General features: G+C 71.5%; 23 protein-coding genes. 9 read left to right on the top strand and 14 right to left on the bottom strand.

Annotation, left to right across the window (positions count from 1 at the left end; all coding sequences use genetic code 11):
- Positions 1-32 precede the first annotated feature (32 nt).
- Positions 33-1,490, bottom strand: coding sequence for an amidophosphoribosyltransferase (purF, locus tag EDF55_RS08205; protein ID WP_123654400.1), 1,458 nt, complete (start codon positions 1,488-1,490; stop codon positions 33-35).
- A 72-nt stretch (positions 1,491-1,562) separates the two neighbouring features.
- On the opposite strand from purF, the gene purM reads away from it, so the two are divergent.
- A complete protein-coding gene (purM, locus tag EDF55_RS08200) occupies positions 1,563-2,657 on the top strand; it encodes a phosphoribosylformylglycinamidine cyclo-ligase (RefSeq protein ID WP_123654399.1) in 1,095 nt (364 codons plus the stop codon).
- A 270-nt stretch (positions 2,658-2,927) separates the two neighbouring features.
- On the opposite strand, the gene EDF55_RS08195 is transcribed toward purM, so the two are convergent.
- Complete coding sequence (locus EDF55_RS08195; RefSeq protein WP_123654398.1) at positions 2,928-3,152, bottom strand: DUF3073 domain-containing protein; 225 nt, start codon at positions 3,150-3,152, stop codon at positions 2,928-2,930.
- Positions 3,153-3,314: 162 nt separating this feature from the next.
- On the opposite strand from EDF55_RS08195, the gene EDF55_RS08190 reads away from it, so the two are divergent.
- Positions 3,315-4,427 (top strand): NAD(P)-binding domain-containing protein, encoded by a 1,113-nt coding sequence (locus EDF55_RS08190; protein ID WP_123654397.1) that lies wholly within the window; start codon positions 3,315-3,317, stop codon positions 4,425-4,427.
- A gap of 98 nt (positions 4,428-4,525) precedes the next feature.
- Here the strand turns inward: EDF55_RS08190 and EDF55_RS08185 are convergent, their stop codons facing one another.
- The 4 genes from EDF55_RS08185 to EDF55_RS08170 all read right to left on the bottom strand — a co-directional run bounded on the left by EDF55_RS08185 (position 4,526) and on the right by EDF55_RS08170 (position 8,517).
- Positions 4,526-4,966 (bottom strand): DoxX family protein, encoded by a 441-nt coding sequence (locus tag EDF55_RS08185; protein ID WP_123654396.1) that lies wholly within the window; start codon positions 4,964-4,966, stop codon positions 4,526-4,528.
- Between the two features lie 106 nt (positions 4,967-5,072).
- Entirely contained in the window at positions 5,073-5,348 is a 276-nt protein-coding gene (locus EDF55_RS08180; RefSeq protein WP_123654395.1) for a DUF3072 domain-containing protein, read from the bottom strand.
- Between the two features lie 139 nt (positions 5,349-5,487).
- The gene (locus tag EDF55_RS08175; RefSeq protein ID WP_123654394.1) at positions 5,488-6,252 is read right to left on the bottom strand and encodes a hypothetical protein; all 765 of its coding nucleotides are present in this window, start codon (positions 6,250-6,252) and stop codon (positions 5,488-5,490) included.
- 30 nt (positions 6,253-6,282) lie between these two features.
- Positions 6,283-8,517, bottom strand: a complete 2,235-nt coding sequence (locus EDF55_RS08170; RefSeq protein WP_123654393.1) for an APC family permease — start codon at positions 8,515-8,517, stop codon at positions 6,283-6,285.
- 130 nt (positions 8,518-8,647) lie between these two features.
- On the opposite strand from EDF55_RS08170, the gene EDF55_RS08165 reads away from it, so the two are divergent.
- Positions 8,648-9,436 carry a MerR family transcriptional regulator gene (locus tag EDF55_RS08165; protein ID WP_123654392.1) on the top strand — a complete coding sequence of 263 codons (789 nt, stop codon included), beginning with the start codon at positions 8,648-8,650 and terminating at the stop codon, positions 9,434-9,436.
- Between the two features lie 232 nt (positions 9,437-9,668).
- Here EDF55_RS08165 and EDF55_RS08160 read toward each other — a convergent pair whose 3' ends face one another.
- From EDF55_RS08160 to EDF55_RS08150, 3 genes are all read right to left on the bottom strand, one after another.
- On the bottom strand, positions 9,669-10,241 hold the full coding sequence (locus tag EDF55_RS08160; protein WP_123654391.1) for a PadR family transcriptional regulator: 573 nt from the start codon (positions 10,239-10,241) through the stop codon (positions 9,669-9,671).
- Positions 10,238-11,131 carry a DUF4097 family beta strand repeat-containing protein gene (locus EDF55_RS08155; protein ID WP_123654390.1) on the bottom strand — a complete coding sequence of 298 codons (894 nt, stop codon included), beginning with the start codon at positions 11,129-11,131 and terminating at the stop codon, positions 10,238-10,240. The genes EDF55_RS08160 and EDF55_RS08155 overlap by 4 nt, the downstream gene beginning before the upstream one ends.
- An 86-nt stretch (positions 11,132-11,217) precedes the next feature.
- Positions 11,218-11,892 (bottom strand): YitT family protein, encoded by a 675-nt coding sequence (locus tag EDF55_RS08150; protein WP_221180732.1) that lies wholly within the window; start codon positions 11,890-11,892, stop codon positions 11,218-11,220.
- Between the two features lie 61 nt (positions 11,893-11,953).
- On the opposite strand from EDF55_RS08150, the gene EDF55_RS08145 reads away from it, so the two are divergent.
- The 3 genes from EDF55_RS08145 to EDF55_RS08135 all read left to right on the top strand — a co-directional run bounded on the left by EDF55_RS08145 (position 11,954) and on the right by EDF55_RS08135 (position 17,309).
- Positions 11,954-13,408, top strand: a complete 1,455-nt coding sequence (locus EDF55_RS08145; RefSeq protein WP_123654389.1) for a PLP-dependent aminotransferase family protein — start codon at positions 11,954-11,956, stop codon at positions 13,406-13,408.
- Between the two features lie 96 nt (positions 13,409-13,504).
- A complete protein-coding gene (locus EDF55_RS08140) occupies positions 13,505-14,155 on the top strand; it encodes a DUF6518 family protein (RefSeq protein ID WP_123654388.1) in 651 nt (216 codons plus the stop codon).
- A 46-nt stretch (positions 14,156-14,201) separates the two neighbouring features.
- The gene (locus tag EDF55_RS08135) at positions 14,202-17,309 is read left to right on the top strand and encodes an efflux RND transporter permease subunit (protein ID WP_123654387.1); all 3,108 of its coding nucleotides are present in this window, start codon (positions 14,202-14,204) and stop codon (positions 17,307-17,309) included.
- Here the strand turns inward: EDF55_RS08135 and EDF55_RS08130 are convergent.
- Both EDF55_RS08130 and EDF55_RS08125 read right to left on the bottom strand, forming a co-directional pair.
- Positions 17,306-17,563, bottom strand: a complete 258-nt coding sequence (locus EDF55_RS08130; RefSeq protein ID WP_123654386.1) for a hypothetical protein — start codon at positions 17,561-17,563, stop codon at positions 17,306-17,308. The two genes, EDF55_RS08135 and EDF55_RS08130, sit on opposite strands and share 4 nt — an antisense overlap.
- Positions 17,564-17,674: 111 nt before the next feature.
- Positions 17,675-18,679 carry an alpha/beta hydrolase gene (locus EDF55_RS08125; RefSeq protein WP_123654385.1) on the bottom strand — a complete coding sequence of 335 codons (1,005 nt, stop codon included), beginning with the start codon at positions 18,677-18,679 and terminating at the stop codon, positions 17,675-17,677.
- 98 nt (positions 18,680-18,777) lie between these two features.
- Here EDF55_RS08125 and EDF55_RS08120 point away from each other — a divergent pair, with 98 nt between their 5' ends.
- The gene (locus EDF55_RS08120; protein WP_260235861.1) at positions 18,778-19,632 is read left to right on the top strand and encodes a polyphosphate kinase 2 family protein; all 855 of its coding nucleotides are present in this window, start codon (positions 18,778-18,780) and stop codon (positions 19,630-19,632) included.
- A 257-nt stretch (positions 19,633-19,889) separates the two neighbouring features.
- Here EDF55_RS08120 and EDF55_RS19220 read toward each other — a convergent pair whose 3' ends face one another.
- Positions 19,890-20,843: a hypothetical protein gene (locus EDF55_RS19220; protein ID WP_395870108.1), complete on the bottom strand. Its 954-nt coding sequence runs from the start codon at positions 20,841-20,843 to the stop codon at positions 19,890-19,892.
- On the opposite strand from EDF55_RS19220, the gene EDF55_RS19215 reads away from it, so the two are divergent.
- Entirely contained in the window at positions 20,821-21,999 is a 1,179-nt protein-coding gene (locus EDF55_RS19215) for a DEAD/DEAH box helicase (RefSeq protein WP_395870105.1), read from the top strand. The genes EDF55_RS19220 and EDF55_RS19215 overlap by 23 nt on opposite strands.
- A gap of 135 nt (positions 22,000-22,134) precedes the next feature.
- Here the strand turns inward: EDF55_RS19215 and EDF55_RS08110 are convergent, their stop codons facing one another.
- Both EDF55_RS08110 and EDF55_RS08105 read right to left on the bottom strand, forming a co-directional pair.
- Positions 22,135-22,644, bottom strand: a complete 510-nt coding sequence (locus tag EDF55_RS08110; protein WP_123654382.1) for a mycothiol transferase — start codon at positions 22,642-22,644, stop codon at positions 22,135-22,137.
- On the bottom strand, positions 22,641-23,255 hold the full coding sequence (locus tag EDF55_RS08105) for a MarR family winged helix-turn-helix transcriptional regulator (RefSeq protein ID WP_185017228.1): 615 nt from the start codon (positions 23,253-23,255) through the stop codon (positions 22,641-22,643). Before EDF55_RS08105 ends, EDF55_RS08110 begins: the two co-directional genes overlap by 4 nt.
- A gap of 267 nt (positions 23,256-23,522) precedes the next feature.
- Between EDF55_RS08105 and EDF55_RS08100 the strand changes: the two genes are divergently transcribed.
- Complete coding sequence (locus EDF55_RS08100) at positions 23,523-24,122, top strand: hypothetical protein (RefSeq protein ID WP_123654380.1); 600 nt, start codon at positions 23,523-23,525, stop codon at positions 24,120-24,122.
- Positions 24,123-24,200 lie beyond the last annotated feature (78 nt).

Here is a 24,200-nt window from a genome sequence, read left to right as displayed (position 1 = left end):
GTCCGTTCGGTCGTCGCGTTCGCGACCCCCGCTCAGCTGAGCTGGTTGGCTTCCACCCAGGACAGGTACTCCGGGCTCACCGTGCCGGTGACGTACTCACCCGTGAAGCAGCTCATCTCGAGGTCGGTGACGTCCGAGCCCTCGATGATGGCGTCCCGCATGTCGCCGATCTCCTGGTAGATCAGGTGGTCGCTGCCGAGCACGCGGTTGATCTCCGGGATCTTCCGGTCGTGCGCGATGAGCTCCTGCCGCGTCGGCATGTTGATGCCGTAGACGTGCGGGAACCGGACCGGGGGAGCGGCGCTCGTGAAGGTCACCTCGTTGGCTCCGGCGGCGCGGGCCATCTCCACGATCTCCTTGCTCGTCGTGCCGCGCACGATCGAGTCGTCGACGATGAGGATGTTCTTGCCCTTGAACTCGGACGACATCGCGTTGAGCTTCTGGCGCACGGAGCGCTTCCGCTCCGCCTGCCCGGGCATGATGAACGTCCGGCCGACGTAGCGGTTCTTGTAGAAGCCCTCGCGGTACTCGATGCCGAGCTTCTGCGCGACCTGCATCGCGGCGGGACGGCTCGAGTCGGGGATCGGCATGACCACGTCGATGTCACCGGTCGGGGCGTACTGCGCGATCGTGTCCGCCAGACGGTTGCCGAGGCGGAGACGGGCGTCGTACACCGAGATGCCGTTCATCACGGAGTCGGGGCGTGCGAGGTAGACGTACTCGAACGAGCACGGCACCAGGCGCGGGTTCGCCGCGCACTGCCTGGCGTGCATCGTGCCGTCCATCTCGACGAAGATCGCCTCGCCGGGGGCGACGTCGCGGACGATGTCGTAGCCACCGGACTCCAGGACGAGCGACTCGGACGCGACGACCCACTCGGACTTGCCGGCGTCGTCGAACTTGTGCCCGAGGATGAGCGGCCGGATGCCGAACGGGTCGCGGAACGCGAGCAGTCCGTGCCCGGCGATCGTCGCGATGGCGGCGTACGAGCCCTCGACGCGCTGGTGCACGCGCTCGACGGCGTCGAAGACCTGACCGGGGTCGAGGTCCTTGCCGCGCACCTGGCCCTGCAGCTCGTGCGCCAGGACGTTCACCAGGAGCTCGGTGTCCGAGCTCGTGTTGAGGTGCCGACGGTCGATGTCGAAGAGTTCACGCGTCAGTTCCCGCGTGTTCGTCAGGTTGCCGTTGTGGACGAGGACGATGCCGTAGGGCGCGTTCACGTAGAACGGCTGGGCTTCCTCTTCGTTGCTGGCGGCACCCTTCGTGGCGTACCGGACGTGCCCGAGCCCCATCGTGCCGAGGAGGGCACGCATGTCACGGGTGCGGAACGACTCCCGCACGTGACCACGGGTCTTGTGCATGTGGTGGATGTGACCCTCGACCGTGGCGATGCCCGTCGAGTCCTGTCCCCGGTGTTGCAGGAGGAGCAGAGCGTCGTAGATGGATTGGTTTGCAGGCCCCTGCGCAACGAGGCCGACGATGCCGCACATTCGCGGAGTGCTCCAGACCGTAGAATCGGGTGGTACCGAACAAGTCTGCCATGCCACGACGGAGGACTCCGCATGCCCAACCCGTACGCAGAGGCCGGGGTCGACACCGCAGCCGGTGATCTGGCCGTCGAGCTCATGAAGTCCGCCGTCTCGGCGACGCACAACGACTCCGTGCTGGGCGGTGTGGGCGGATTCGCGGGCCTGTACGACGTCTCGTTCCTGAAGGGCTTCTCACGGCCGCTCCTCGCCACCTCGACCGACGGGGTCGGCACGAAGGTCGCCATCGCGCAGGCGATCGACAAGCACGACACCATCGGCCAGGACCTCGTCGGCATGGTCGTCGACGACATCGTCGTGGTCGGCGCGAAGCCGATGTTCATGACGGACTACATCGCGTGCGGCCGGGTCGTCCCGTCCCGCATCGCGGACATCGTCGCCGGGATCGCCCGCGGCTGCGCGATGACCGGCACCGCGCTGGTCGGTGGCGAGACCGCCGAGCACCCGGGGCTCCTCGGTCCTGACGACTACGACGTCGCCGGCGCAGCCGTCGGTGCGGTCGAGGCCTCCGAGGTGCTCGGCGCCGAGCGCGTGCTCGACGGGGACGTCGTCGTCGCGATCGCGTCCTCCGGGCTGCACTCGAACGGGTACTCGCTCGTCCGCCACATCCTGTCGTCCCGCGGGGTCGCCTACACGGACTCCCTCCCGGAGCTCGGCGGGCTCGTCGGCGAAGCGCTCCTCGAGCCGACCCGGCTCTACACGACGCCGCTGCTCGGCCTGTTGGCGGACCACCCCGGCGCCGTGCACTCGATGTCCCACGTGACGGGTGGCGGCATCGCCGCGAACCTGGCGCGCGTGCTGCCCGTCGGGTCCTGGGTCGAGGTCGACCGTGCCACGTGGGAGCCCCTCCCCGTGTTCCGGGTCCTCGCCGACATGGCCGGGACGCCGATCGAGGACACCGAGGGCACCTGGAACCTCGGCATCGGCATGTTCGCCGTGGTGTCCGCTGCCGCCGCGTCCGACGTCATCGCATCACTCGGGTCGGCCGGGCTCGCGTCGTGGCCGGTCGGGACGGTGTCGATGTCCGCGCGCGACCTCGACGGGTTCGAGCAGGGCGCGAAGGGCGTCGACGGCGGAGCCGTGCGGCTCACCGGGGCGTACGCGGGCTGAGGCGCGGGCGCTTCGCGGCGCTGCCGCGCTGCTGCCCGCTGCCGCAGCTGCCCGGCGCTGCCGCAGGACTCTTTCGACATCGCTGGAGTCGATCGACTCGTGTCGTGTCGAAACTTGCAGACGCAGAGGATGCGTCTGCAGGGATCGACACCGCCGAAGTCGATCGACTCGTGCGGTGTCGACTCATGCGGACGTAGAGGCCCGCGCACGCGCCGGACACGCACGAACGCCGCGCTCCCGGAAGGGTGCGCGGCGTTCGGGATCCGCGAGTCAGGCGGACTTGTTCTGCTGGTCCTGCTGGGGCTCGAACTCGTCGTCTTCCTCGTACTGGTCAGGTCCGTATTGGTCTGCCCAGCGGTCGACGTAGGAGTTCTCGTCCGAGTCGTGCCCGGCGGAGAGCTCGCGTTCGAGCGCACCGTAGTTCGTCTCCGGGCTGAAGTACTTCAGCTCCCGGGCGACCTTGGTGTGCTTTGCCTTCTGACGGCCGCGCCCCATGCGTGACCCCCTCGTGTGTCGGCTCGTGTCCAGCGCTACGGGAGACGAGTCATCACCCGGAGAATCCGAACGGTTCGTGGTTGGAAATCTGCCGATCACTCTACCATGTACCCCTATCTGGACATGGCCGGCGACCGTGCGCGTCCAGCAGAATCGGAAGTGATGACGGACCTGACACCGACCACCGACGACCAGCACGCCCGGGTGGTCGTGATCGGTGCGGGGCAGGCGGGTCTCTCCGTGGCCTACCACCTGCGCCGACTGGGCCTCGAGCCCGGCACCGACCTCGTCGTCCTCGACCGGGCGCCGAGCACGGGCGGCGCCTGGCAGTTCCGGTGGGAGGCGCTCCGGCTCGGGTCGGCGCACCGCGTGCACGACCTGCCCGGGATGCGGGCGATGGGGCTCGCGTTCGAGGACGCCGACCGCTCCCGTCCCGCGCGGGACGTCGTCGGCGCGTACTACCGCCGGTTCGAGGAGCACTACGGACTCCGGGTGCGCCGCCCGGTCGCGGTGACGAGTGTCACCCGGACGACCGGCGGGCTCTGCGTGGCGACCCGGACCGCTGACGGACACGAGGGCCGGATCCACGCCGAGGTGGTCGTCAACGCCTCGGGCACGTGGGGCACCCCCTTCGTGCCGTGGTACCCGGGACGCGACACGTTCGCCGGGCGACAGCTCGACACGACGGAGTACCGGAGCGCCGCGGAGTTCCAGGACCAGGACGTCGTCGTGGTCGGCGGTGGCACGAGCGCGATCGGCTTCCTGCTCGAGCTCGACGGCGTCGCCCGGTCCACGCGGTGGTTCACCCGACGGCCGATGACGTGGTCGGATACGTCGGCGCTCGACCTCGAGTCCGCGGTCGCTGCGGTCGACGAGCAGGACCGGGCAGCCCGGGCCGGTGAGGTCCTGCCGAGCATCGTCAGCGGGACGGGCGTCCCGGTCTCCCGGCGGATCCGGGCGGGACTCGACCGTGGGGTGCTCCGTGACGAGCGGGTGTTCGCGCGCATCGAGCCGTCCGGGGTGGTCACCGCGGACGGCGAGCACGTGCATGCCGACGCGATCGTCTGGGCGACGGGGTTCCGCGCGGACCTCCGGCACCTCGCGCCGCTGCACCTGCGGACGGCGAAGGGCGGCGTGGTGGTCGCGGACGGTCGTTCGGCGGAGGAGCCGCGGCTGTTCCTCGCCGGGTACGGTCCCCAGGCCTCGACGATCGGCGCGAACCGGGCCGGCCGGCTCATCGCCCGCCAGGTGATGGACGAGCTCGCCGCGTCCTGACCTCGCACGGTGCGAGGTCCCGCGCCGGTGCGGCCCCGCACACTGCGGGACCCGGCGCACACTGCGCGCGCGGCGCGTGCGGAGCGTGCGGAGCCGCGCTACGCGGGCAGCGGCTCGGCCACGCCGCGTCGGCGCCGCCGTGCCCGCAGCACGAGCGCATCGAGCGACAGCCGCCCCGGCCCGGTGAGCGCCACCGCGAGCGCAGCCGCGGCGAGCACGAGCACGTACTCGAACCCGCCGTCCTGCGAGAAGAACCCCGCGGAGGAGTGCGCGAGCACCCCGGCGACGACCATGTCGACCGCGAGCAGCACGCCCACGATCCGCGTCGCGACCCCGAGGACGAGCAGGACCCCGCCGACGAGTTCGAGCCCGGCGACGAGTGGCGCCGCCACCTCGGCGAGGGGGACGCCCATCCCGGAGAACCCGTCGGCCACGGCGGGGATGCCCTGCCCGAACTTCTGCGCCCCGTGGGCGATGAACACCACCCCGAGGACGACGCGGAGCACGGTCAGGCCGATCGATGTCGATGTCGTTCGCATTCCCACGACGGTAGAGATTGACGTGTCATCGATCACCCCTGTCCGGGGGTCTCGCCGGGTATCGCCAGGACATGCCCAGCCCGGGGTCCTCACAAGAGCGGACCCGTCAGGACGTCGCCCCGATCGTGCCGGAGGTGTCCGTGCTGTCCGGGGTGCCCCGTCCGGTCTTCGTCTGCAGGCGGTCGATGTGCTCCGAGGCCTCGGCCTTGGAGAGGTCGGCGGGCAGTTCCTCACCGGCTTCGCGCGCGAGGGTGTCGAGGTAGCTGCGCTGCGGGCCCGTCATGGGCTCGTCGCCGGTGACCCACTGCTCGGGGTCCTTGCTCGCGGTGGTCGAGGGGTCGGGGCGTGCGCCACCGAGGGTCTCACCAGATGCATCACTCATGCCGTGGACGCTACGCCGGGCCCACGACACCGAGATCAGGCCCGGCGCAGATCGGGGGACGCCCGGAACCGCCGCCCGGGGCAGAACGCGGACGCCCGGACCGGCCGCCCGGCGCAGAACGCGGACGCCCGGACCGCCGTCAGCCCGGGACCGCCGTGTACCGGACCAGGTCCGGCCCGACCTCGTTCGCCGCGAGCGGCACCGACCGCCCGTCGCGCGTCACCCAGAGCGTGTTCGCCGGTTCGTCGAGCCGCTCCACCGGCAGCAGCACCCCGTCGAGGAGCACCGAGGCGCTCACCAGCACGGTCCCGGACGCGGGGCGCGGCGGCAGGCCCGGCACGTCGTCCGCGTACGCCGGGTACGTCCCCGGTGCGAGGAGCGGGCTGATCGGCGTCGTGACGATCTCCACGCCCGCTGCGCCGGAGGTCGTCGTCGCGTCGGCCGTGACGGTGACCAGTCGGACCACCTGGTCCTTCGGGAGCGGCGCGTCGACGGCCCCGGAGCCGGCCAGTGCGCGGAAGGCGGGCCGACCGTCGGGGGCGAGGTGTGCCTCCAGGCCGTCGATCTGGACGCGACCACGTCCGCGGGTGTCCGCGTAGATCCCGGCTTCGAGGCCGGAGCGACGTGCCTCGATGAGCGGCACGACGACCCGGTCGGGTCGGTACCAGTCGCGGAGGGTGGCCGGGTCGACCCAGCCGATGCTCGCGACGCCGCGGGCGAGTTCCGCGTCGTCGTCGACGGCGCGTTCGTCGAGCGCGCCGAGCGGGTGTTCGCCGCGGACCGCGACCAGGCCGGCGTACCGCTCGTCGAGCGGTGCATGGTCGAGGACCTCGACGCGCTTGGACACCTTGCCGCCGTGGCCGTCGAACGTCGCGTAGGTGCGCAGGTCGGGAACGTCGGTCATGGCTTCAGATCGTATGCCGGGAGGCCCGGATCACTCCGCGGACGTCGGCGTGCGTCCCGGGGACGCCGGCACCAGGGCCTTCAGCTCGCCGGTGCACTGGGCCGGGTCGACGCCGTCGGCGGGACCGGCCGGTCGGGTCACCCGGCGGGGCTGTGCGCCGGTGCGCTGCACGGCGAGGCTGTTGCGGTGCGCCGAGCGGAGGAGGCGGTCCTCCTCCTCGCTGCGGAACACGCCGTTCGGCGAGCGGCGGAGCGCCGGTCGGACGGGCTCGCCGCGGCGGTCCTGGCCCGGGAACGGGCGCGAGCGGCGGCCGTAGAGGAGCTCGGACGAGTCGAGCAGCCACGGCACGAGGGCGACGGTGACACCGTGCACGAGCAGCAGCTTCTTCCGGATCCGACGGCCGCGGTGGTTGTGGAGGAGGCCCTCCCACCAGTGGCCGACGATGAAGACCGGTGTGTAGACCGTGACGACCTCGGAGCCGTGCTGCATCCGGTGCGCCTTGATGTACTTGATCAGGGGCATCGAGATGTCGCGGTACGGGCTCGGGACGATCGTGAGCGGGACCTCGATGCCGTGCTCCGCCCACTGCTGCCGCAGCAGTTCCGCGTCGGCTTCGTCGATGGAGACGTGCACCGCCTCGAGACCGGCGTGCTTCGCGGCGATCGCGTAGTCGAGCGCCTTCAGCACGGGCTTCTGCAGCTTGTTCACGAGGACGATCGCGTGGTCGCCGGTCGCACCGAACTCGGTCTCGACGTCGGCCTGGATCTCGTGCTTGACGTCGCGGTAGTAGCGGTTCACGCCGAGCATCAGCACGAACAGGATCGGCATGATGACGAACACCAGCCAGGCGCCGTGCGTGAACTTCGTGATGGTGACGATGACGAGGACGACGAACGTGAAGGTGGCGCCGGTCGCGTTGATCGCGCGGGACCGCATCACCTGGCCGCGGTTGACGGGTTCGGCCGCGGTGCCGGCCCGGTCCTCGCGGAGCAGGCGGGTCCAGTGCCGGACCATGCCGGTCTGCCCGAGCGTGAACGACACGAACACGCCGATGATGTAGAGCTGGATGAGGCTCGTGACGTTCGCCCGGTAGACCACCAGGAGTGCGGCCGCGACGAGCGCGAGCACGATGACGCCGTTGGAGTAGATCAGCCGGTCGCCGCGGGTCGAGAGGGCCTTCGGCGCGTAGGAGTCGCGCGCCAGGATCGAGCCGAGCAGCGGGAACCCGTTGAACGCGGTGTTCGCCGCGAGGAGCAGGACCGCCGCCGTCGTCGCCTGGATCACGAAGAAGAGCAGTGAGTTGTCGCCGAAGGTCGCCGCGGCGATCTGGGCGATCAGGGAGCGCTGCGGGGTGGTGGCGCAGTTCGCGAAGCCCTGCAGGTCGCACGCGCGTTCGGCGTAGTGCACGCGGGAGACCAGCGCGAGGGTGATCAGCCCGACGAACAGGACGATCGCGATGCCGCCCATCGCCACCAGGGTCGCCTGCGCGTTCTTGATCTTCGGGCGGCGGAAGGCCTGCACGCCGTTCGCGATCGCTTCGACACCGGTCAGCGCGGAACAGCCGGATGCGAAGGCGCGGAGGAGCAGCAGGATGAAGGCCGCCTGCGTGGTGTGCTCGACGTTCGTGATCGTGTAGTTCGCGGACTCGGCGACCGGGGCGTTGCCGGCGAGCACCCGGATGAGGCCGGTGACGACCATCACGAAGACGCTCGCGACGAACAGGTAGGTCGGGATCGCGAAGGCCTTGCTGGACTCCCGGACGCCACGGAGGTTCGCCGCCGCGAGCAGCACCACGAAGACCAGTGCGAGTTCGACGCGGCACTGGTTGAGGACCGGCAGTGCCGAGATGATGTTGTCCACGCCGGACGCCACCGACACGGCGACGGTCATCACGTAGTCGACGAGCAGCGCGCTCGCCACGACCAGGCCGGCCTTCTCGCCGAGATTCCGGTGCGCGACCTCGTAGTCGCCACCGCCGGACGGGTACGCCTTGATGAGCTGCCGGTACGACGCGACGACGACGAGGAGCAGCAGGACGACGAGTGCGGCGACCCACGGCGCGAAGGTCAGGAACGACATCCCGCCGAGCAGCAGGATCATGAGGAGCTCCTGCGGGGCGTAGGCCACCGAGGAGAGGGGGTCGCTCGCGAAGATCGGGAGTGCCAGGTGCTTCGGGAGCAGCTGTCCCTCGAGCTTCTCGGAGGGGAGGGGATCCCCGATCAGTCGCGACTTCAGCGACCGGATCTCGTTCGTCACGAGCGGCAAACCTACTCGGTTCCGGGCGCGAGTCAACACGAGTGCGGGACGGGGTATTCCGCCCCGGGTCACGTTCTGTCGACCGGTTCCCAGATTGACCCTTGCGGTTGACGCAGCGTCAACCCGTACCGTGTCCTGCATGAGTGATCCGACAGACACCGACGACCCAGCTGCGAAAGCGCCCCACGGCATCGCCGACGTCGCTCGTTCCGCCGGTGTGTCGAGCCGGACGCTGCGGCACTACGACGCGATCGGCCTGCTGCCCGCGACCGCGGTCGGGGACGGCGGGCTCCGGCGGTACGACGACCGGGCGCTCGTCCGGCTCCAGCGCATCCTGCTGCTCCGCGGACTCGGCCTCGGGCTGTCCGCGATACGGGACGTCCTGGACGGCGAGCAGGACGACGTCGTCGCACTCACCGCACACGTCGCGTGTCTCGAACGCGAACGCGACCGCATCGCCCGGCAACTGCAGGCGGTGCGCACCACCATCACCAGGCTCCGGAAGGGAGAGGACATGACCATGCACGACACGTTCGACGGATTCGACCAGTCCCGGTTCCGGGAGGAGGTGGCCGAACGCTGGGGCGCCGACGCCTGGGAACGCGGGGCGGCGTGGTGGGGCGCGCAGGACGGCTCCGCGAAGGACGCGTTCCAGGCCGAGCAGCGCGCGATCGCGACGGATGCGGCAGCGCTCGCCGCGTCCGGGGCGGCGCCGACCTCGGAGCAGGGCATCGCGCTCGCGCGGCGGCAGTTCGCCTGGCTCGCGCAGGCGACCCCGCCCGCCGAGCTGACCGCGGAGCGGTTCCGCACGCTCGCCGACATGTACATCGCGGACGAGCGGTTCACGCACGCCTACGAGTGGGCGGGGGCCGGCGCGTCGCGCGCGCTCCGCGACGCGATGTACGCGCTGGCGGACGCGGGGCTGTAGGCGCCCGCGTCACGGGGCGCGGCCGCGGGCGCCGCGTGCGCCGCGGGCGGCGCCGTCGCCGGCGGTGCGGGGCGGCTCCGCACAACCGAAACCGGCCCGAACCACGGAATTCCGTGGTTCGGGCCGGTTTCGGTAGTGCGACGGGCCGGCGACGGGCCGGCGACGAGCCGACGGGAGGCCGGCGGCGGGCCGACGGGAGGCCGTGGCCGCCGCCGCCCCGCCGGCACGGCCGTCAGAGCGACTTGCGCAGCGCCTCGAGGCCGTCGCGCAGGCGCGTGACGGTGTCCGGACCGAGCGTGCCGCGGGTCGCCCGCCGACGGAGGTCGGCGCGGACCTGCTGCCGGAACGAGGACAGCGCCATCTCGAGCTCGCGCAGGGCGCGGGCGCTCTCGGACGGGACCGACACGGGCTCTTCGGCGGTGGCGCTCTGCGCGGAGGCGGCGAGGTCGGCGCGGAGGGACCGCATGGCGTCACCGACCGAGGCGCGGACGCCGTCGGCCAGGGACTTCACGGAGTCGTTGACGCCTTCCTCGAGCGAAGCGATCTCGTCCGCACGGGCGGCCAGTTCGGCACGGCCGGCATCGGTGATCGCGTAGACGGTCTTGCGGCCGTCGGCGGTCTTCGTGACCAGGCCGTCGTCCTCGAGCTTCGCCAGGCGCGGGTAGACCGTGCCGGCGCTCGGGACGTACGTCCCGCCGAAGCGGTCGCCGAGGGCCTGGATGACCTCGTACCCGTGCATCGGGTGGTCGGCGAGCAGCACGAGCAGGTACAGCCGCAGGTGTCCGTGCGCGAATACCGGGCTCATTCGGGTGCCTCGCTCTCGTCGACGACGGACGTGGTGGCCGACGGGAACCCGGCGGTCGTGGTGGTGTCGGTGTCGGCCGGGGAGGTGGCGGCCACCGGCGGCGCGTGCAGCACCGCGATGTCCCCGGAAACCGAGTTCACGCGCAGGTCGAGCCAGGCGCCGGAGAGCTCACCGCCCTGCTTGACGTAGGAGCCGCGGACGCCCTTGATCTCGGCGTCGTCGAACTGCAGCTTGCCGGAGGCGGTGCTGACGGTGCACTGGAAGGGCACGCCGTCTTCGAGCCGGACACTGACCGAGCCCGACACGGTGTTCACGCGGGCGGAGTCCGGCGTGCCGTGCAGGTCGAGCACGACGTCCGCGGAGACGCCGTCGGCCGAGAAGCGCGGGATCTCACCGGTGGCCACGACGTCGCCCGAGACGGTGTGCACGGTGAGGGCGCCGTCGAGGTCGCGCATGGTCGTGGTGCCGGAGACGGCGTTGACGGTGACGTCACCCGCGACCCCGTCGACGACGAGGTCCCCGGAGACGGTGTTCAGCGTCGCGCCGCGGTTCGTGCCGGAGAGCAGCGCGCCGGCCGACACCACGCCGAGGGTGACCCCGGCGTCGCGCGGGACCAGGATGCTGACGTCGGCGTGGGCCTTGCCGCGGAACGACTTGAGGAACCCGATGGGGTCGTCCCAGCGGATCTGCGGGTGGTCGACGGTGAGGGTGTCCCCGTCGAGCTCCACCTTGAGCGCCTTGCCGGACACGCTGTGGACCTCCACCCGCGCAGTGGGTTCGTCGTGTGCGACGACGTCGACCTGCCCGCCGACGAGGCCGACGCGCAGTGACCGGACGATGCCGGTGTCGATGACCTTGGGCTCTTCGACGAGCCACTTCTCCTGAGCCATGTTGTCTCCTCGAACTCGCGATGTATCGCGTCTGTTGCCGACACGTTATATCGCGTCTCGCGGAGCCGCAAGGGGATTTGGAGAAATCACGGGACGGCCGTGGGCTCCGTGGCGGGGGCGAGTCGTGCCTCCCGTCCGGTGGAGACGTGACCCGCGCGTTCCGGCGACCACGGGAACCGGCGGAAGACCGGCATCAGGGGCTGGACCATCGGGCCGATCACGAACGCCGCGATCACGGTGCCCGCGCCGACGTCCCCGCCGAGGAACCACCCGACGATGACCACGGTGACCTCGATCACGGTTCGGGCCAGCCAGATCGGCCACCCGAACCGCTCGTGCACACCGACCATCAGCCCGTCGCGCGCGCCCGTGCCGAAGCCGGCGCCGATGTAGAACGCGGTGGCGAGGGCGAGCAGCAGGAGTCCGGCGACGAACAGGCCGATGCGGGCCAGCAGGCCGTCCGGGGTGGGCACGAGCCAGAGCACGAGGTCCGCGGAGGGGCCGATCGCCAGGGCGTTGAGCAGGGTGCCGATGCCGGGCTTCTGGCGGAGCGGCATCCAGAAGAGCAGGATGACGCCGCTCGACACCACGGTGATCAGCCCGAACGACCACGGCACCACGTTCTCGAGCCCCTCAGTGAGCACGGTCCACGAACTGACGCCGACGACCGTGCGGACCTGCAGCGCGGTGGAGGCGCCGTAGAGGAACAGGCCGACGAAGAGCTGCGCGAAGCGGAGCGTGAGTGCGGTGGGGCGGGACATGCGTCGATGCTCGCGCTGATTGGACTGCCGGTCGAGAGCCAATTCGGCTAGCGTGGATCGCATGACCCCGGTCCTCCTCAGCGCCCGTTCCGCAGCCCTGCTCCTCCACGAGTGGCGCGACGGCGCCGACGCACCCGCCTACGAGGCCCTCGCCGACGCGATCCGCGTCCTCGTCATCGACGGGCGGATCCCGCTCGGGGCGCGGATGCCGGCGGAGCGTGGGCTCGCCGACACGCTCGGGGTGTCCAGGACCACCGTCGCCAACGCCTACGCGCGTCTGCGGTCCGACGGCTTCCTGCTGTCGCTCCGCGGATCGGGGAGCGTCGTGCAACTCCCACGCGACCTCGCCGGTCGGCCGGACCCGGAGCGCCTCGGCGGGGTCGTGACCGGGGACGTCCTCGACCTGCGGAAGGCGGCGATGCACTCCGCACCCGGGGTGGCGGAAGCCGTCGAACGGGCGGTGCGGCACGTGCCCGCGGCGCTCGCCGGGATCGGCTACGACACCGTCGGCGACCCGGGACTCCGCACCGCGATCGCCGAGCGCTACACCGCGCGCGGCCTGCCCACCGCGCCGTCCGAGATCGTCGTGACGATCGGCGCGCAACACGCGATCGCGCTGCTGGCCCGGGTGCTCGTCCGACGCGGCGACACCGTGCTCGTCGAGTCGCCGACGTACCCGCACGCGCACGAGGCCTTCCGCGAGGCCGGCGGCCGGCTCATCGGCGTGCCCGTCGATTCCCGGACCGGCTGGGACGTCGGGGTGCTCGAGACGGCGCTCCGGCGCTCGGCACCGTCCGTCGCCTACGTGATGCCGGAGCTGCACAACCCGACCGGGGCGACGATGTCCGCCGACGCCCGGGACACGCTGCTGTCCATCGCCGCGTCGGTGGGGACGACGGTGATCGCGGACGAGACCATGGGCGAGCTCCGGATCGACGGGGTCGCCTCGCCGCCGCTGGCGGCCACTGCCGCCGGGTCCGGCGCGTCCGTGGTGATGATCGGGTCGGCCGACAAGGTCTTCTGGGGCGGCCTGCGGATCGGCTGGATCCGCGCGTCGCCGGACCTGCTGCAGCGACTGCTGCTCGCCCGTCCGACGGGCGACCTCGGCACGCCGGTGCTCGACCAGCTGGTCGCGCGGGAGCTGGTGCCACGGACCGACGCCGTCCTGGAGGCTCGGCGCGAGTCCCTGCGACAAGGTCGCGACGAGGTGGTGGGCGCGCTCCGAGCGCGGCTCCCGGAGTGGGACGTCCCGTCGCCGGCGGGCGGGTTGACGACGTGGGTGGGGCTCGGACGCCCGGTGTCGAGCGCGCTGGTGCTCGCCGCCCGGACCGAGGGCGTGGTGCTCGCGTCCGGCGGGGTCTTCGGGCCGGACGGCGGGTTCGAACGGTTCCTCCGGGTGCCGTTCACGATGCCGCCCGCGGACCGGACCCGGTTGGTGGACGTGCTGGAGCGGGCGTGGGCGCGGACCGGGGGATCGTCGGCCGAGGTGCGGGGGTCCCTGGCCGCGGTGGTGTGAGCGGCGCCGTGGGTCATCCTGTGGGTTGATCTCGGTCCGTCGGGTTTGGGTCCTTCGGGTGATGTCCGGTCGCGGCGCGCTCACCATGCTGGAGGCATGACCCCGATCATCTCCGCTCCGCCCGTCCCGCCGGTCCCCGCGGTGCCGGTCGCCGCCCGGGTCTCGATGGTGCTCGGCGGCGCACTGCTGGCCGGCGTGCTCACGTCGTACGGGCAGGGCGTGCCGGGGCTCGCGACGGCGTCGAACGCTGCGGGGCCGTGGTTCCTCGTCGCCGTGGCGCTGCTGCTCGTCGCCGGCGTGCGCGGCGGCCGCGTCGGGATGCCGCTGGCGATGGTGGGCGGGGTCGTCGTCCTCGAGTTGATGCACGTCGGGTACTGGGCGACGTCGAACCTCCGTGGGTTCCCCGACGTCCTCGCGATCACGAACTTCTGGGTCCTGATGGCGGTCCCAGCGGGGGTGCTCGCCGGCGCGGTCGCCGTGCTCGTCCGCTCCCGCGATGCACGCTGGCGGGGCGCGGCGTACGGGGTGACCGGGGCGGTGCTCGTCGGTGAGGGCGTGCGTGCGCTGCTGCGGGTGGCGTCGTCGACCGGTGCGTCGTCCTGGATCGTCGAGATCGTCGTCGGGGTGCTCGTCGTCGCTCTGGGGGTGGTGCTCGCGCGGTCGCCGATCGGCCGAGTCGTCGCGCTCGGGGTCGGGGTGGTCGGGACGGTCGGGGTGCTCGTCGCGTACCTGGCGGTCGGCGGGTAGCCGGAGCGAGCGAACCGGTGTCGGCGCATCCTGCGAGGATCGGACCGTGCACCTCCTCTCGGTCTTCAGCCTGCGGAACCGCGCGCTCATCGCGCTGGTGACGATCGTCGTCGCGATCTTCGGCGGCATCTCGCTGTGGAGCCTCAAGCAGGAGCTCATCCCGAGTGTCCAGTTCCCGCAGGTGGCGATCGTCAGCGCCTACCCGGGGGCCACCCCGGAAGTCGTGTCGAACGACGTCTCGACGAAGATCGAGCAGGGGATCCAGGCGGTGCCCGACCTCAAGTCCACGACGGCGACGTCCTCCACCGGGCAGAGCGTGGTGTCGGCCGAGTTCGACTACGGCTCCAACCTCGCCAGCGCCGAGGACAAGATCCAGACCGTCGTGAACGCGCTGTCGCTGCCCGACTCCGTGCAGACCCAGATCGTCACGGGGTCGTTCGACGACCTGCCGGTGATCCAGCTCGCCGTGTCCGCGAGCGGGAACCAGGAGCAGCTCGTCGACCGGTTGACCGCGACGGCGATCCCCGACCTCGAGAAGCTCGACGGCGTCCGCGAAGCCGACGTGTACGGCAACCCCGGGCGCCGCGTCCTGATCACCCCGGACCGGGACGAGCTCGCGGCGCGTGGCCTGTCCGAGACCGCGATCAAGGACGCCCTCGACGACAACGGCACGCTCATCCCCGGCGGCACCATCACCCAGGACGGCTCGACGCTCTCGGTGCAGACCGGGCAGCGGATCGCGTCCGTGGCCGACATCGAGGCGCTGCCCCTGACCGGCGGCGCCACTGCGACCACGGTGGGCGACGTCGCGACGGTGGCGATCACCGAGTCGCCCCGGACGTCGATCAGCCGGGTCGACGGCCGACAGGCGCTCACGATCTCCATCACGAAGACGCAGGAGGCGAACACCGTCGACGTGTCGAAGACGGTCCGCGCCGCCCTGCCCGACATCGAGTCGAAGATCGACGGCAACCCGCGCTTCACGGTCGTCTTCGACCAGGCACCGTACATCCAGCAGTCGATCGACTCCCTCGCGGAAGAGGGCCTGCTCGGCCTCGGGTTCGCCGTCGTCGTGATCCTGGTGTTCCTGCTGTCCGTGCGGTCGACGATCGTCACGGCGATCTCGATCCCGACCTCGGTGCTGCTCGCGGCGATCGGCATGCGGGCGGCGGACTACACGCTGAACATCATCACGCTCGCCGGGCTCACGATCGCGATCGGCCGCGTGGTCGATGACTCCATCGTCGTCATCGAGAACATCAAGCGGCACCTGCAACCGGGCGTGGACCGCAGACAGGCGGTGCTCGACGGCGTGCGGGAGGTCGCCGGGGCGGTCACGGCGTCCACGCTGACGACCGTCGTGGTGTTCCTGCCGGTGGCCTTCGTCGCCGAGCTCGTGGGGGAGCTCTTCCGGCCCTTCGCGTTGACCGTGACGATGGCGCTCATCGCGTCGCTGCTCGTCGCGCTGACGATCGTGCCGGTCCTGGCGTACTGGTTCCTCCGCGCGCCGAAGGGGCACAAGCACGCGGGCACGGTGGCGCCGGCGTCCGCCACGGACTCGACCCTGCGTTCCGCCGCCGACCTCCACGACGCCGGTGCGCCGGACCGACTCCGCCGTGGGTACCTGCCGGTGCTGCACTGGGTCCTCCGGTTCCCGGCGCTCGTCGTCGTGCTCGCCGTGCTCGTGCTCGGCGGGACCGCGGCGGCGCTGCCGTTCGTCAAGACGAACTACCTCGGCGACTCCGGGCAGAACACGTTCACGGTGACGCAGGACCTGGCGCCCGGCACCTCGCTCGACGTGCAGTCCGACGCCGCGCGCAAGGTCGAGCGGCAGCTGCGGGCGGTGGACGGCGTCGAGACCGTGCAGACCACGATCGGGTCGAGCGGCCAGTCGATCCAGGCGGCGTTCGGCGGCGGCGGGACGGCGTCGATCCAGTACGCGGTCACCACCGACTCGGACGCCGATCAGGCCCGGATCCAGTCCGACACCCGGAAGCGGCTCGACGCGCTGAGCGGTGCCGGCGAGATCGCGCTCTCGTCCTCCGGGGGCAGCTTCGGCGGCAGCAGCGACATCGAGGTCGACGTCACCGCACCGACCCAGGCGCAGCTGAAGACCGCGGCGGACAAGGCGCTCGACAGCCTGGAGGACGTCGCGCACACGACCGGGGCGTCGAGCAACCTCTCCGCCGCCGAGCCGTACCTCGCCGTCCGGGTGGACCGCGTGCAGGCCGCGGCGCTCGGGCTCACCGAGACGCAGGTCGGCGGGATCGTCGCCGCCGCGGTCTCGCCGCAGGACACCGGCACGGTCGAGATCGACGACGCCTCCCTCGACGTCTACATCGCCGACCCGGAGCCGCCGACCACCGTCGACGCCCTGCGCTCGCTGTCCGTGCCGACCTCGACCGGGCCGGTCCCGCTGTCCGACGTGGCCACGGTCGAGAAGGCCGACGGTCCGACCACGGTCACCACGTCGGACGCAGTCCGCACCGCGACGATCACCGTCACGCCGGACTCCGCGAACCTCGGCGCCGCGGTCACGGCGGTGACCTCGGCCGTCGACCAGCTCGACCTGCCGAAGGGCGCGTCGGCGACGATCGGCGGGGTGGCCTCGAGCCAGTCGTCGGCGTTCAGCCAGCTGCTGCTCGCCGCGCTCGTCGCGATCCTCATCGTCTACGTGGTGATGGTGGCGACCTTCCGGAGCCTGCTGCAGCCGCTGCTGCTCCTGGTGTCGGTGCCGTTCGCCGCGACCGGGGCGATCCTGCTGCAGATCGTGTCCGGGATCCCGATCGGTGTGGCGTCCCTGATCGGCGTGCTCATGCTCGTCGGCATCGTCGTGACGAACGCGATCGTCCTCATCGACCTCGTCAACCAGTACCGACGGCGGGGGCTCCGCGTGCGCGAGGCCCTGATCGAGGGGGCGACCAGACGACTCCGCCCGATCCTGATGACGGCGCTGGCGACGATCTTCGCGCTCGTGCCGATGGCGATCGGGCTCACCGGACAGGGCGGTTTCATCTCGCAGCCGCTCGCACTGGTCGTGATCGGCGGTCTGGTGTCCTCGACGCTGCTGACGCTCGTCGTGCTGCCGGGGCTGTACTTCCTGGTCGAGCGCGTGCGGGAGCGCCGGGCGGACCGTCGAGCGGGGCAGGTCTAGCGGCCGCTGGTGTCCTCGTCGGGGGCGCCGGCACCGCTGAACCACGACACGAGCACGCAGGTGAGCGTCGTCAGGAACGCGATCGCGCCGAGCTGGGCGACGAGCGAGGTGTGCCCGGTCGCCGCGCCGTAGCCCGCGAAGGCGACGGTGACGAAGAAGGACACCCCGAGGAGCAGCTCCGCGGCGGTCCGGACGGGGGAGTGTCGGTCCCAGGTCGTCGCGGTGCGTGCGGGGCGGGTCGAGGTGTCGGTCACACCGGAAGTCTCCGTCCGGGGACCCGTCCGGGGGCAGTCCCGAGTCCGGGTGGCACCCGCCCGGGGTACAGCCGACGTCGGCGCTGTGACGGACCGGTTCGGCCGGGGTCGTCAGCCCAGGTGGCGCCGGAGGAACGCCACCACGCGTTTGCTCATCGCCTCGTCGAGCTGTGCGATCGAGTGCGCGGTGCCCTTGACCGCGACGAAGGTCACCGGCACGTCGTGGGAGCGCAGCGTCGCCGCGAAGTCCTGCGACTCCCACAGCGGGATGAACTCGTGCGTGGAGTGCCCGATGAAGAACGGGGCGGTGTCCGCGGTGACGTCGTCCGTCGGTGACGCCCGGGCCGCCGCGGGACACGAGGTGTACGTGGAACAACCGAGGTAGAGCAGCTGCTTCCGCTGGAACGACGCCGACACCCCGTCGGACCTGGTCGAGCGTCCGGTGAGGTCCGTCGGCCCGCTGAGGTCGACGACCGCGCGGATCCGGTCCCCCTCGGCGTAGGCCGTGGACTGGTGGTCCTCGACCGCGAGCAGCGCCGCGAGGTTCCCGCCCGCGCTGCCGCCGAACACCCCGATCCGGTCGACGTCGACGTCGTACGTCGCGAGGGTCGTCGGCCGGTACACCCAGTCGAGGGCGCGCCGGACGTCGTCGAGGCCGGCGGGGAAGGGGTCCGTCGGCGCCAGGCGGTAGTCGACGTTGAACGTGACGAAGCCCGCCGATGCCAGGTACTTGCACACCGAGCGGTACGCGGCGGTGGCCTTGTCGCCGTGCGACCAGCTCCCGCCGTGGATCATCAGCACCGCGGGACGGGACGACGACTCCGCCGGCGCGTCAGCGTCCGCGGCCGACGTCGCCGCGGCCGAGGGCGTGGCGGTGGTCTCGGGTGCGCTGTCCGCGGGCAGGCAGACGTCGAGCTGCTGCAGGCGGTCGGTGCCGTAGGGGACGTCCTGCACGACGTCGATGCCGTGGTACCGCAGCGAGAGCGGGTAGATCACCGGGTCGGCGGTGACCGTGGTGTTCTCGTCACCGGTCGGATCCGAGCTGCACGAAGCGATCGCGCCGAGCGCCACGACCGCGGCGACGAGCGCGATCAGTGTGCGACGGCCTGACCTCATCGCCGACAACGGTATCCCGAGGTGCTGCGCGACGCATGACGCCGTTCACCTCGTGGTGCCAGGATGAGCGGCACACCACCGTCGATGCAGGAGGACCCGTGAGCCGACGCAAGGCCTGGAACGCCGATCCGGAACCGCTCCTCCGCGTGGACGAGGGGTTCCGACTCGCTGACGTCGACCCGGACGGCACCCCGGGGTTCCCCGGACGGAAGATCGACGGACTCGAATCCGTGGCGGCAGGCGCCGACCGGCTCTCCGCCCTGCAGGAGCGCCTCTGGGCCGCGGCGACCGCGGGGGACCAGCGGCGCGTGCTGCTCGTCCTGCAGGCGATGGACACCGCGGGCAAGGGCGGCATCGTGTCCCACGTGGTCGGTGCCGTCGACCCGAACGGCGTGCACTACGCGGGCTTCAAGGCGCCGACGGCCGAGGAACGCGAGCACGACTTCCTCTGGCGCGTCGAGCGGGAGCTCCCGAGCGCGGGCCAGCTCGGCGTCTTCGACCGCTCGCACTACGAGGACGTCCTCATCCAGCGCGTTCGGGCGTTCGCCCCGCCGGAGGAGATCGAGCGTCGGTACGGTGCGATCGTCGACTTCGAGAACCGCCTGGCCGAGCAGGGCACCACGATCGTCAAGGTGATGCTGCACATCTCCAAGGACGAGCAGCGCGCTCGACTCGGGGACCGCCTCGACCGCCCCGACAAGCACTGGAAGTTCAACCCGGCTGACATCGACGAGCGCCTGCGCTGGGACGACTACCAGGAGGCCTACCAGATCGCCTTCGACCGGACGTCGACCGCAGTGGCGCCCTGGTACGTGGTCCCGGCGAACCGGAAGTGGTACGCCCGGCTCGCCGTCCAGCAGCTGCTGCTCCGCGCGCTCGAGGACATGCACCTCTCGTGGCCGCCCGCGGACTTCGACGTCGCGGAGCAGCGGCAGCGCCTGGCCGAGTCCTGAGGGGTGGTGTCCTGGCCGGTCGTCACGTAGACTCGCTCGGTCGGCCTTCGACACCGCGGCTGCGAGCCGCGGACGTGTTTGGGTGTTGTGTAGTTCGAGGGCTGGAATCACGTCGATTCGACGACGGGATGAACCCCCTCACCACGAACCGCCCCCGCCGATGTCGCTGCCGGGCTGCGTGGCATGTCCGCACCCCGGAAAGTAGCTATGGCCCCGTACGACAAGGGCGCGAACTCGCGCGCCTCCGACCGTGTCCGTCACCCGAACGGCACCCCCGCCGCACGCAGCAACAAGCACCGCGGCTTCCGCGCCGCCGACCCGTCCGCGCCGCGCCAGAAGCAGCGCTGGGACGCCGACGACCGTCGCAACCGCTCCTCGCAGGGCGAGCGTCCGAGCCGCCCGAACTGGGAGCCGCGCGACCCCGCCCGCTCGAGCTGGGAGCCCCGAGGCGCCGGCCGTCCGGCACGCGGTGGCGATCGTGACGACCGTGCCCCGCGTCGCTTCGACCGCGATGACCGTGCTCCGCGTTCGTTCAACCGTGACGATCGTGCGCCCCGTCGTGACAGCGACGACCGTGCCCCGCGTCGCTTCGACCGTGACGACCGTGCGCCGCGTTCGTTCAACCGTGACGATCGTGCGCCCCGTCGTGACAGCGACGACCGTGCCCCGCGTCGCTTCGACCGTGACGACCGTGCTCCGCGTTCGTTCAACCGTGACGACCGTGCGCCCCGTCGTGACAGCGACGACCGTGCCCCGCGTCGCTTCGACCGTGACGACCGCGCTCCGCGCTCGTTCAACCGTGACGACCGTGCGCCCCGTCGTGACAGCGACGACCGTGCCCCGCGTCGCTTCGACCGCGACGACCGTGCGCCCCGTTCGTTCAACCGTGACGACCGCGCGCCCCGTCGCGACCAGGACGACCGTCCGCGCCGCAGCTTCGACCGCGATGACCGTGCGCCGCGCAAGTTCGACCGCGATGACCGTGCGCCGCGCAAGTTCGACCGCGATGACCGTGCGCCCCGCAAGTTCGACCGCGACGACCGCGCTCCGCGCAAGTTCGACCGCGACGACCGCGCTCCGCGCAAGTTCGACCGCGACGACACCGAGCGTGGACACTTCGTCCCCGCCGACGACGTCAAGCTCGAGAAGCTCCAGGCCGAGGCCACCGTCGCGGCCGACGTCGAGGGCGTGACCTTCGCCGACCTCGGCATCGGCGGCAACATCTCCCGTGCCCTCGGTGAGCTCGGCGCTACCAGCCCGTTCCCGATCCAGGCCGCGACGATCCCCGACGTGCTCGCCGGCAAGGACGTCCTCGGCCGTGGCCGCACGGGCTCCGGCAAGACCATCGCCTTCGGTGCTCCGCTCGTCGAGAAGCTCATGGAGAACGGCGGCGGCACGAAGCGCAAGATGGGCCGCGCCCCGCGTGCGCTCATCCTCGCGCCGACCCGTGAGCTCGCCCTGCAGATCGACCGCACGGTGCAGCCGATCGCCCGCTCGGTGGGGCTCTTCACGACGCAGATCTACGGCGGCGTCCCGTACGGCCGCCAAGAGGGCGCGCTCGAGCGCGGCGTCGACATCATCGTCGGCACCCCCGGTCGCGTGCAGGACCTCATGAACAAGGGGAAGCTCGACCTCAGCGAGGTCGTCATCTCCGTGCTCGACGAGGCCGACCACATGTGCGACCTCGGGTTCCTGGAGCCCGTGCAGGAGATCCTCGAGGCGACCGCGCAGGTCACCCCCGAGGGCAACCGCGCGCAGAAGCTGCTGTTCAGCGCGACGCTCGACACCCAGGTCGCGGCGCTCGTCGAGCAGTTCCTGCACGAGCCGAGCGTGCACGAGGTGGCGGGTGAGGACCAGGCGTCCTCGACCATCGACCACCGCGTGCTCGTGGTCGAGCAGCGCGAGAAGGACCGTCTGCTCGAGGAGCTCGTCGCCGGTGACGGCAAGACGATCGTCTTCGCCCGGACCCGTGCCTACGCCGAGCGTCTGGCCGACCAGTTCGAGGACGCCGGCATCCGCGCGACCTCGCTCCACGGCGACCTCAACCAGTCGCGACGGACGCGCAACCTGCAGCTGCTCACCAGCGGCCGCGTGAACGTCCTCGTCGCGACCGACGTCGCCGCGCGCGGCATCCACGTCGACGACGTCTCGCTCGTCGTGCAGGCGGATGCGCCGGACGACTACAAGGCGTACATGCACCGCTCGGGCCGCACGGGTCGTGCCGGCAAGGAGGGCACCGTCGTGACGATCGTCCCCCGTGGCCGCATCCGGAAGATCGAGGGCATCCTCGAGCGCGCCGAGATCGAGGCGGACCTGGTCCAGGCAGCGCCTGGCGACGGCATCGTCGCGGAGCTCGCCGCCCGCTGACGGTCCAGTCTCCGCGAGACGCCCCGGTGCACGCGAAACGCCGCCAGCGATGGCGGCGTTTCGTCGTGCCGGAGGTGTCTCGTGGACTCAGCGGTGTCTGGCGGAGCCGAGCCGGGCCTCCCGGCGGTTGATCCGTCAGCGGTTGAAGAACAGCAACCCGCGCGCGTACCCGGCCTGACCCGCGTGCTGGACGCAGTCGTCGAGGATGCTCACGAGCCGTGCGCCGGCGGTGACCGGCGGGTCCCACGCGTCGTCGACGACGGGGTCGAGGTCATCCGGACCGAGCGTGCGGAGGTACTCGACCGTGCGCGCGTGCACCGCACCGAGGTACCCGTTCAGCAGCGTGGCCGAGGCGCGGACGCGGCCGACGTCGTCACGGGACATGCCGTAGCCGAGCGCCTCCGCGGGGAACGGCAGCCCGAACCGGTCGTACCAGCCGTCCGCGGTCCACACCTGCTCGGTGCCCGCGAGGCCGGCGATCTGCGCGTCCTGCCCGCGTGCGATGTGCCACGCCAGCCAGGCGAGCGTGTTCGCTCCGGCACCCGGGCGGGATGCGAGCTGGTCCTCGGAGAGCCCGTCGAGGGCACGGCCGACGGTGTCGGGCACGCGGGAGAACGCTTCGATGAGGAGGTCGCTGGGGGTCATGCCCCCGAACGTACGCCCGTCCCGGAGTCGGAGCGACGAGCAGACGCGTCGCCCTCGGAGCGGCGGCCGAGGGCGTCGCCGATGCGCGCGAAGGCGTCGGCGACGGCCGCTCGTTCGGCGGGTGCGACGACCTCGCGGAACGCGGCGGAGTAGACGGCGCCGATCTGCTTCGCGACGGCTTCGCCGGAGGCGGTGAGGTGCAGGAGGATGCTGCGGCGGTCGTCCGGGTTCGGGCGGCGCTCGATGTGCGCGCGCTTCTCGAGCCGGTCGATGAGCGACGTCATGGCACCAGTGGAGAGCTCGAGGTACTCGCTCGCCTGCTTCGGGGTGACACCGGCGCCGTCCGCAGCGGCGAGGAAGAACACGAAGCGGCTGTCCGTCGGGTTGAGCCCCCGGGCGACGCTCTCGTGGTTGAGGACGCGTGCGTGCTGTGTCTGCATGAGCCGGAACGCGGTCATCAGTCGTCCGAGGTCGGAGTCCTCGACGCCGTCGGTGGTGCCGGCGGAGCGAGGCGCGTCGACGACGGGCGCGTCCACCGGGGACGTCGGAGCAGCGGGGATCGCGGACGCCGCCGTGGAGGCGGGGGCTGCGGTGATGCGGGTGTCCGTCATCGGGCGGGCTCTTCTCGGGTGGTGATCGCAGGCACGATCGGCGAGGCGACACGGGGATGCCGCCGTGCTGCTCATTGAACAAGTATCTCAGTGATTGAACTACCCCCAACAGTGGGGGTATGCCACGGCTTGTGAGCAACACGGCAACAAAGTAGCTTGATCGTCGTACCAACCAGTACGGCATCACCACGGCACGAAGCGCGGCCAACCACCGCGGGTCCGGCCGAACCCACCGATCAGCCCTCTTCTTCCTCTCGGAGTACCGCCATGTCCCGTGTCACCCCTCGCGCCGCTCGTCTCGCCGCCTGGATCGCCATCCCCGCCGCCCTCGTCGCCTCGGGTGTCGTCGTCTCGACGGCTTCCTACTCGGCGTTCTCCGCCACCACGGTGAACCCGACCAGCAACTGGACCGCCGGCACCGTCGCCCTCAGCGACGACGACAACAACACCGCGCTCTTCACCGCGACCGGCCTGAAGCCCGGCTCGACCGGCGCGAACTGCATCACGGTCACCTCGACCGGTTCGCTCGCCTCGACCGTCAAGCTCTACGGCACCAACCCCGCGACCACGAACAACCTCGCATCCAACATCAACCTGACCATCGAGCAGGGCACCGGCGGCGGCTTCGGCTCCTGCACCGGCTTCACCCCGGCCACCACGAGCGGCACGCTCTACAGCGGCACGGTCGCCGCCTTCGGCTCCGCCTCCACCAACTTCGCCACCGGCGTCGGCACGTGGGCACCGACCGGCTCCGCGTCCGAGTCCAAGGTCTACCGCGTGACCTACACGGTCCCCACCGCCGCCCCGAACACGATCCAGGGCGGCACCGCGTCCCTCGGACTCACGTGGGAGGCCCAGAACAGCTGAGGCCCGGACCCCTCCGGGCGCGCGCGCAGCGTGCCCGGCCGGATCCCTCCATGACGACCGGGACCGCACCCGATGCGG

Origin of the sequence: Curtobacterium sp. ZW137, assembly GCF_003762905.1 — a bacterium.
Lineage (GTDB): Bacteria > Actinomycetota > Actinomycetes > Actinomycetales > Microbacteriaceae > Curtobacterium.
This window is presented reverse-complemented; position numbering and strand designations above follow the sequence as displayed.

Excerpts from the sequence above, each read along its gene's own strand:
- purF (WP_123654400.1), bottom strand. The coding sequence starts at position 1,490 with ATGTGCGGCATCGTCGGCCTCGTTGCGCAGGGGCCTGCAAACCAATCC.
- purM (WP_123654399.1), top strand. The coding sequence starts at position 1,563 with ATGCCCAACCCGTACGCAGAGGCCGGGGTCGACACCGCAGCCGGTGAT.
- EDF55_RS08195 (WP_123654398.1), bottom strand. The coding sequence starts at position 3,152 with ATGGGGCGCGGCCGTCAGAAGGCAAAGCACACCAAGGTCGCCCGGGAG.
- EDF55_RS08190 (WP_123654397.1), top strand. The coding sequence starts at position 3,315 with ATGACGGACCTGACACCGACCACCGACGACCAGCACGCCCGGGTGGTC.
- EDF55_RS08185 (WP_123654396.1), bottom strand. The coding sequence starts at position 4,966 with ATGCGAACGACATCGACATCGATCGGCCTGACCGTGCTCCGCGTCGTC.
- EDF55_RS08180 (WP_123654395.1), bottom strand. The coding sequence starts at position 5,348 with ATGAGTGATGCATCTGGTGAGACCCTCGGTGGCGCACGCCCCGACCCC.
- EDF55_RS08175 (WP_123654394.1), bottom strand. The coding sequence starts at position 6,252 with ATGACCGACGTTCCCGACCTGCGCACCTACGCGACGTTCGACGGCCAC.
- EDF55_RS08165 (WP_123654392.1), top strand. The coding sequence starts at position 8,648 with ATGAGTGATCCGACAGACACCGACGACCCAGCTGCGAAAGCGCCCCAC.
- EDF55_RS08160 (WP_123654391.1), bottom strand. The coding sequence starts at position 10,241 with ATGAGCCCGGTATTCGCGCACGGACACCTGCGGCTGTACCTGCTCGTG.
- EDF55_RS08155 (WP_123654390.1), bottom strand. The coding sequence starts at position 11,131 with ATGGCTCAGGAGAAGTGGCTCGTCGAAGAGCCCAAGGTCATCGACACC.
- EDF55_RS08150 (WP_221180732.1), bottom strand. The coding sequence starts at position 11,892 with ATGTCCCGCCCCACCGCACTCACGCTCCGCTTCGCGCAGCTCTTCGTC.
- EDF55_RS08145 (WP_123654389.1), top strand. The coding sequence starts at position 11,954 with ATGACCCCGGTCCTCCTCAGCGCCCGTTCCGCAGCCCTGCTCCTCCAC.
- EDF55_RS08140 (WP_123654388.1), top strand. The coding sequence starts at position 13,505 with ATGACCCCGATCATCTCCGCTCCGCCCGTCCCGCCGGTCCCCGCGGTG.
- EDF55_RS08125 (WP_123654385.1), bottom strand. The coding sequence starts at position 18,679 with ATGAGGTCAGGCCGTCGCACACTGATCGCGCTCGTCGCCGCGGTCGTG.
- EDF55_RS19220 (WP_395870108.1), bottom strand. The coding sequence starts at position 20,843 with ATGCCGAGGTCGGCGAAGGTCACGCCCTCGACGTCGGCCGCGACGGTG.
- EDF55_RS08110 (WP_123654382.1), bottom strand. The coding sequence starts at position 22,644 with ATGACCCCCAGCGACCTCCTCATCGAAGCGTTCTCCCGCGTGCCCGAC.
- EDF55_RS08105 (WP_185017228.1), bottom strand. The coding sequence starts at position 23,255 with ATGACGGACACCCGCATCACCGCAGCCCCCGCCTCCACGGCGGCGTCC.
- EDF55_RS08100 (WP_123654380.1), top strand. The coding sequence starts at position 23,523 with ATGTCCCGTGTCACCCCTCGCGCCGCTCGTCTCGCCGCCTGGATCGCC.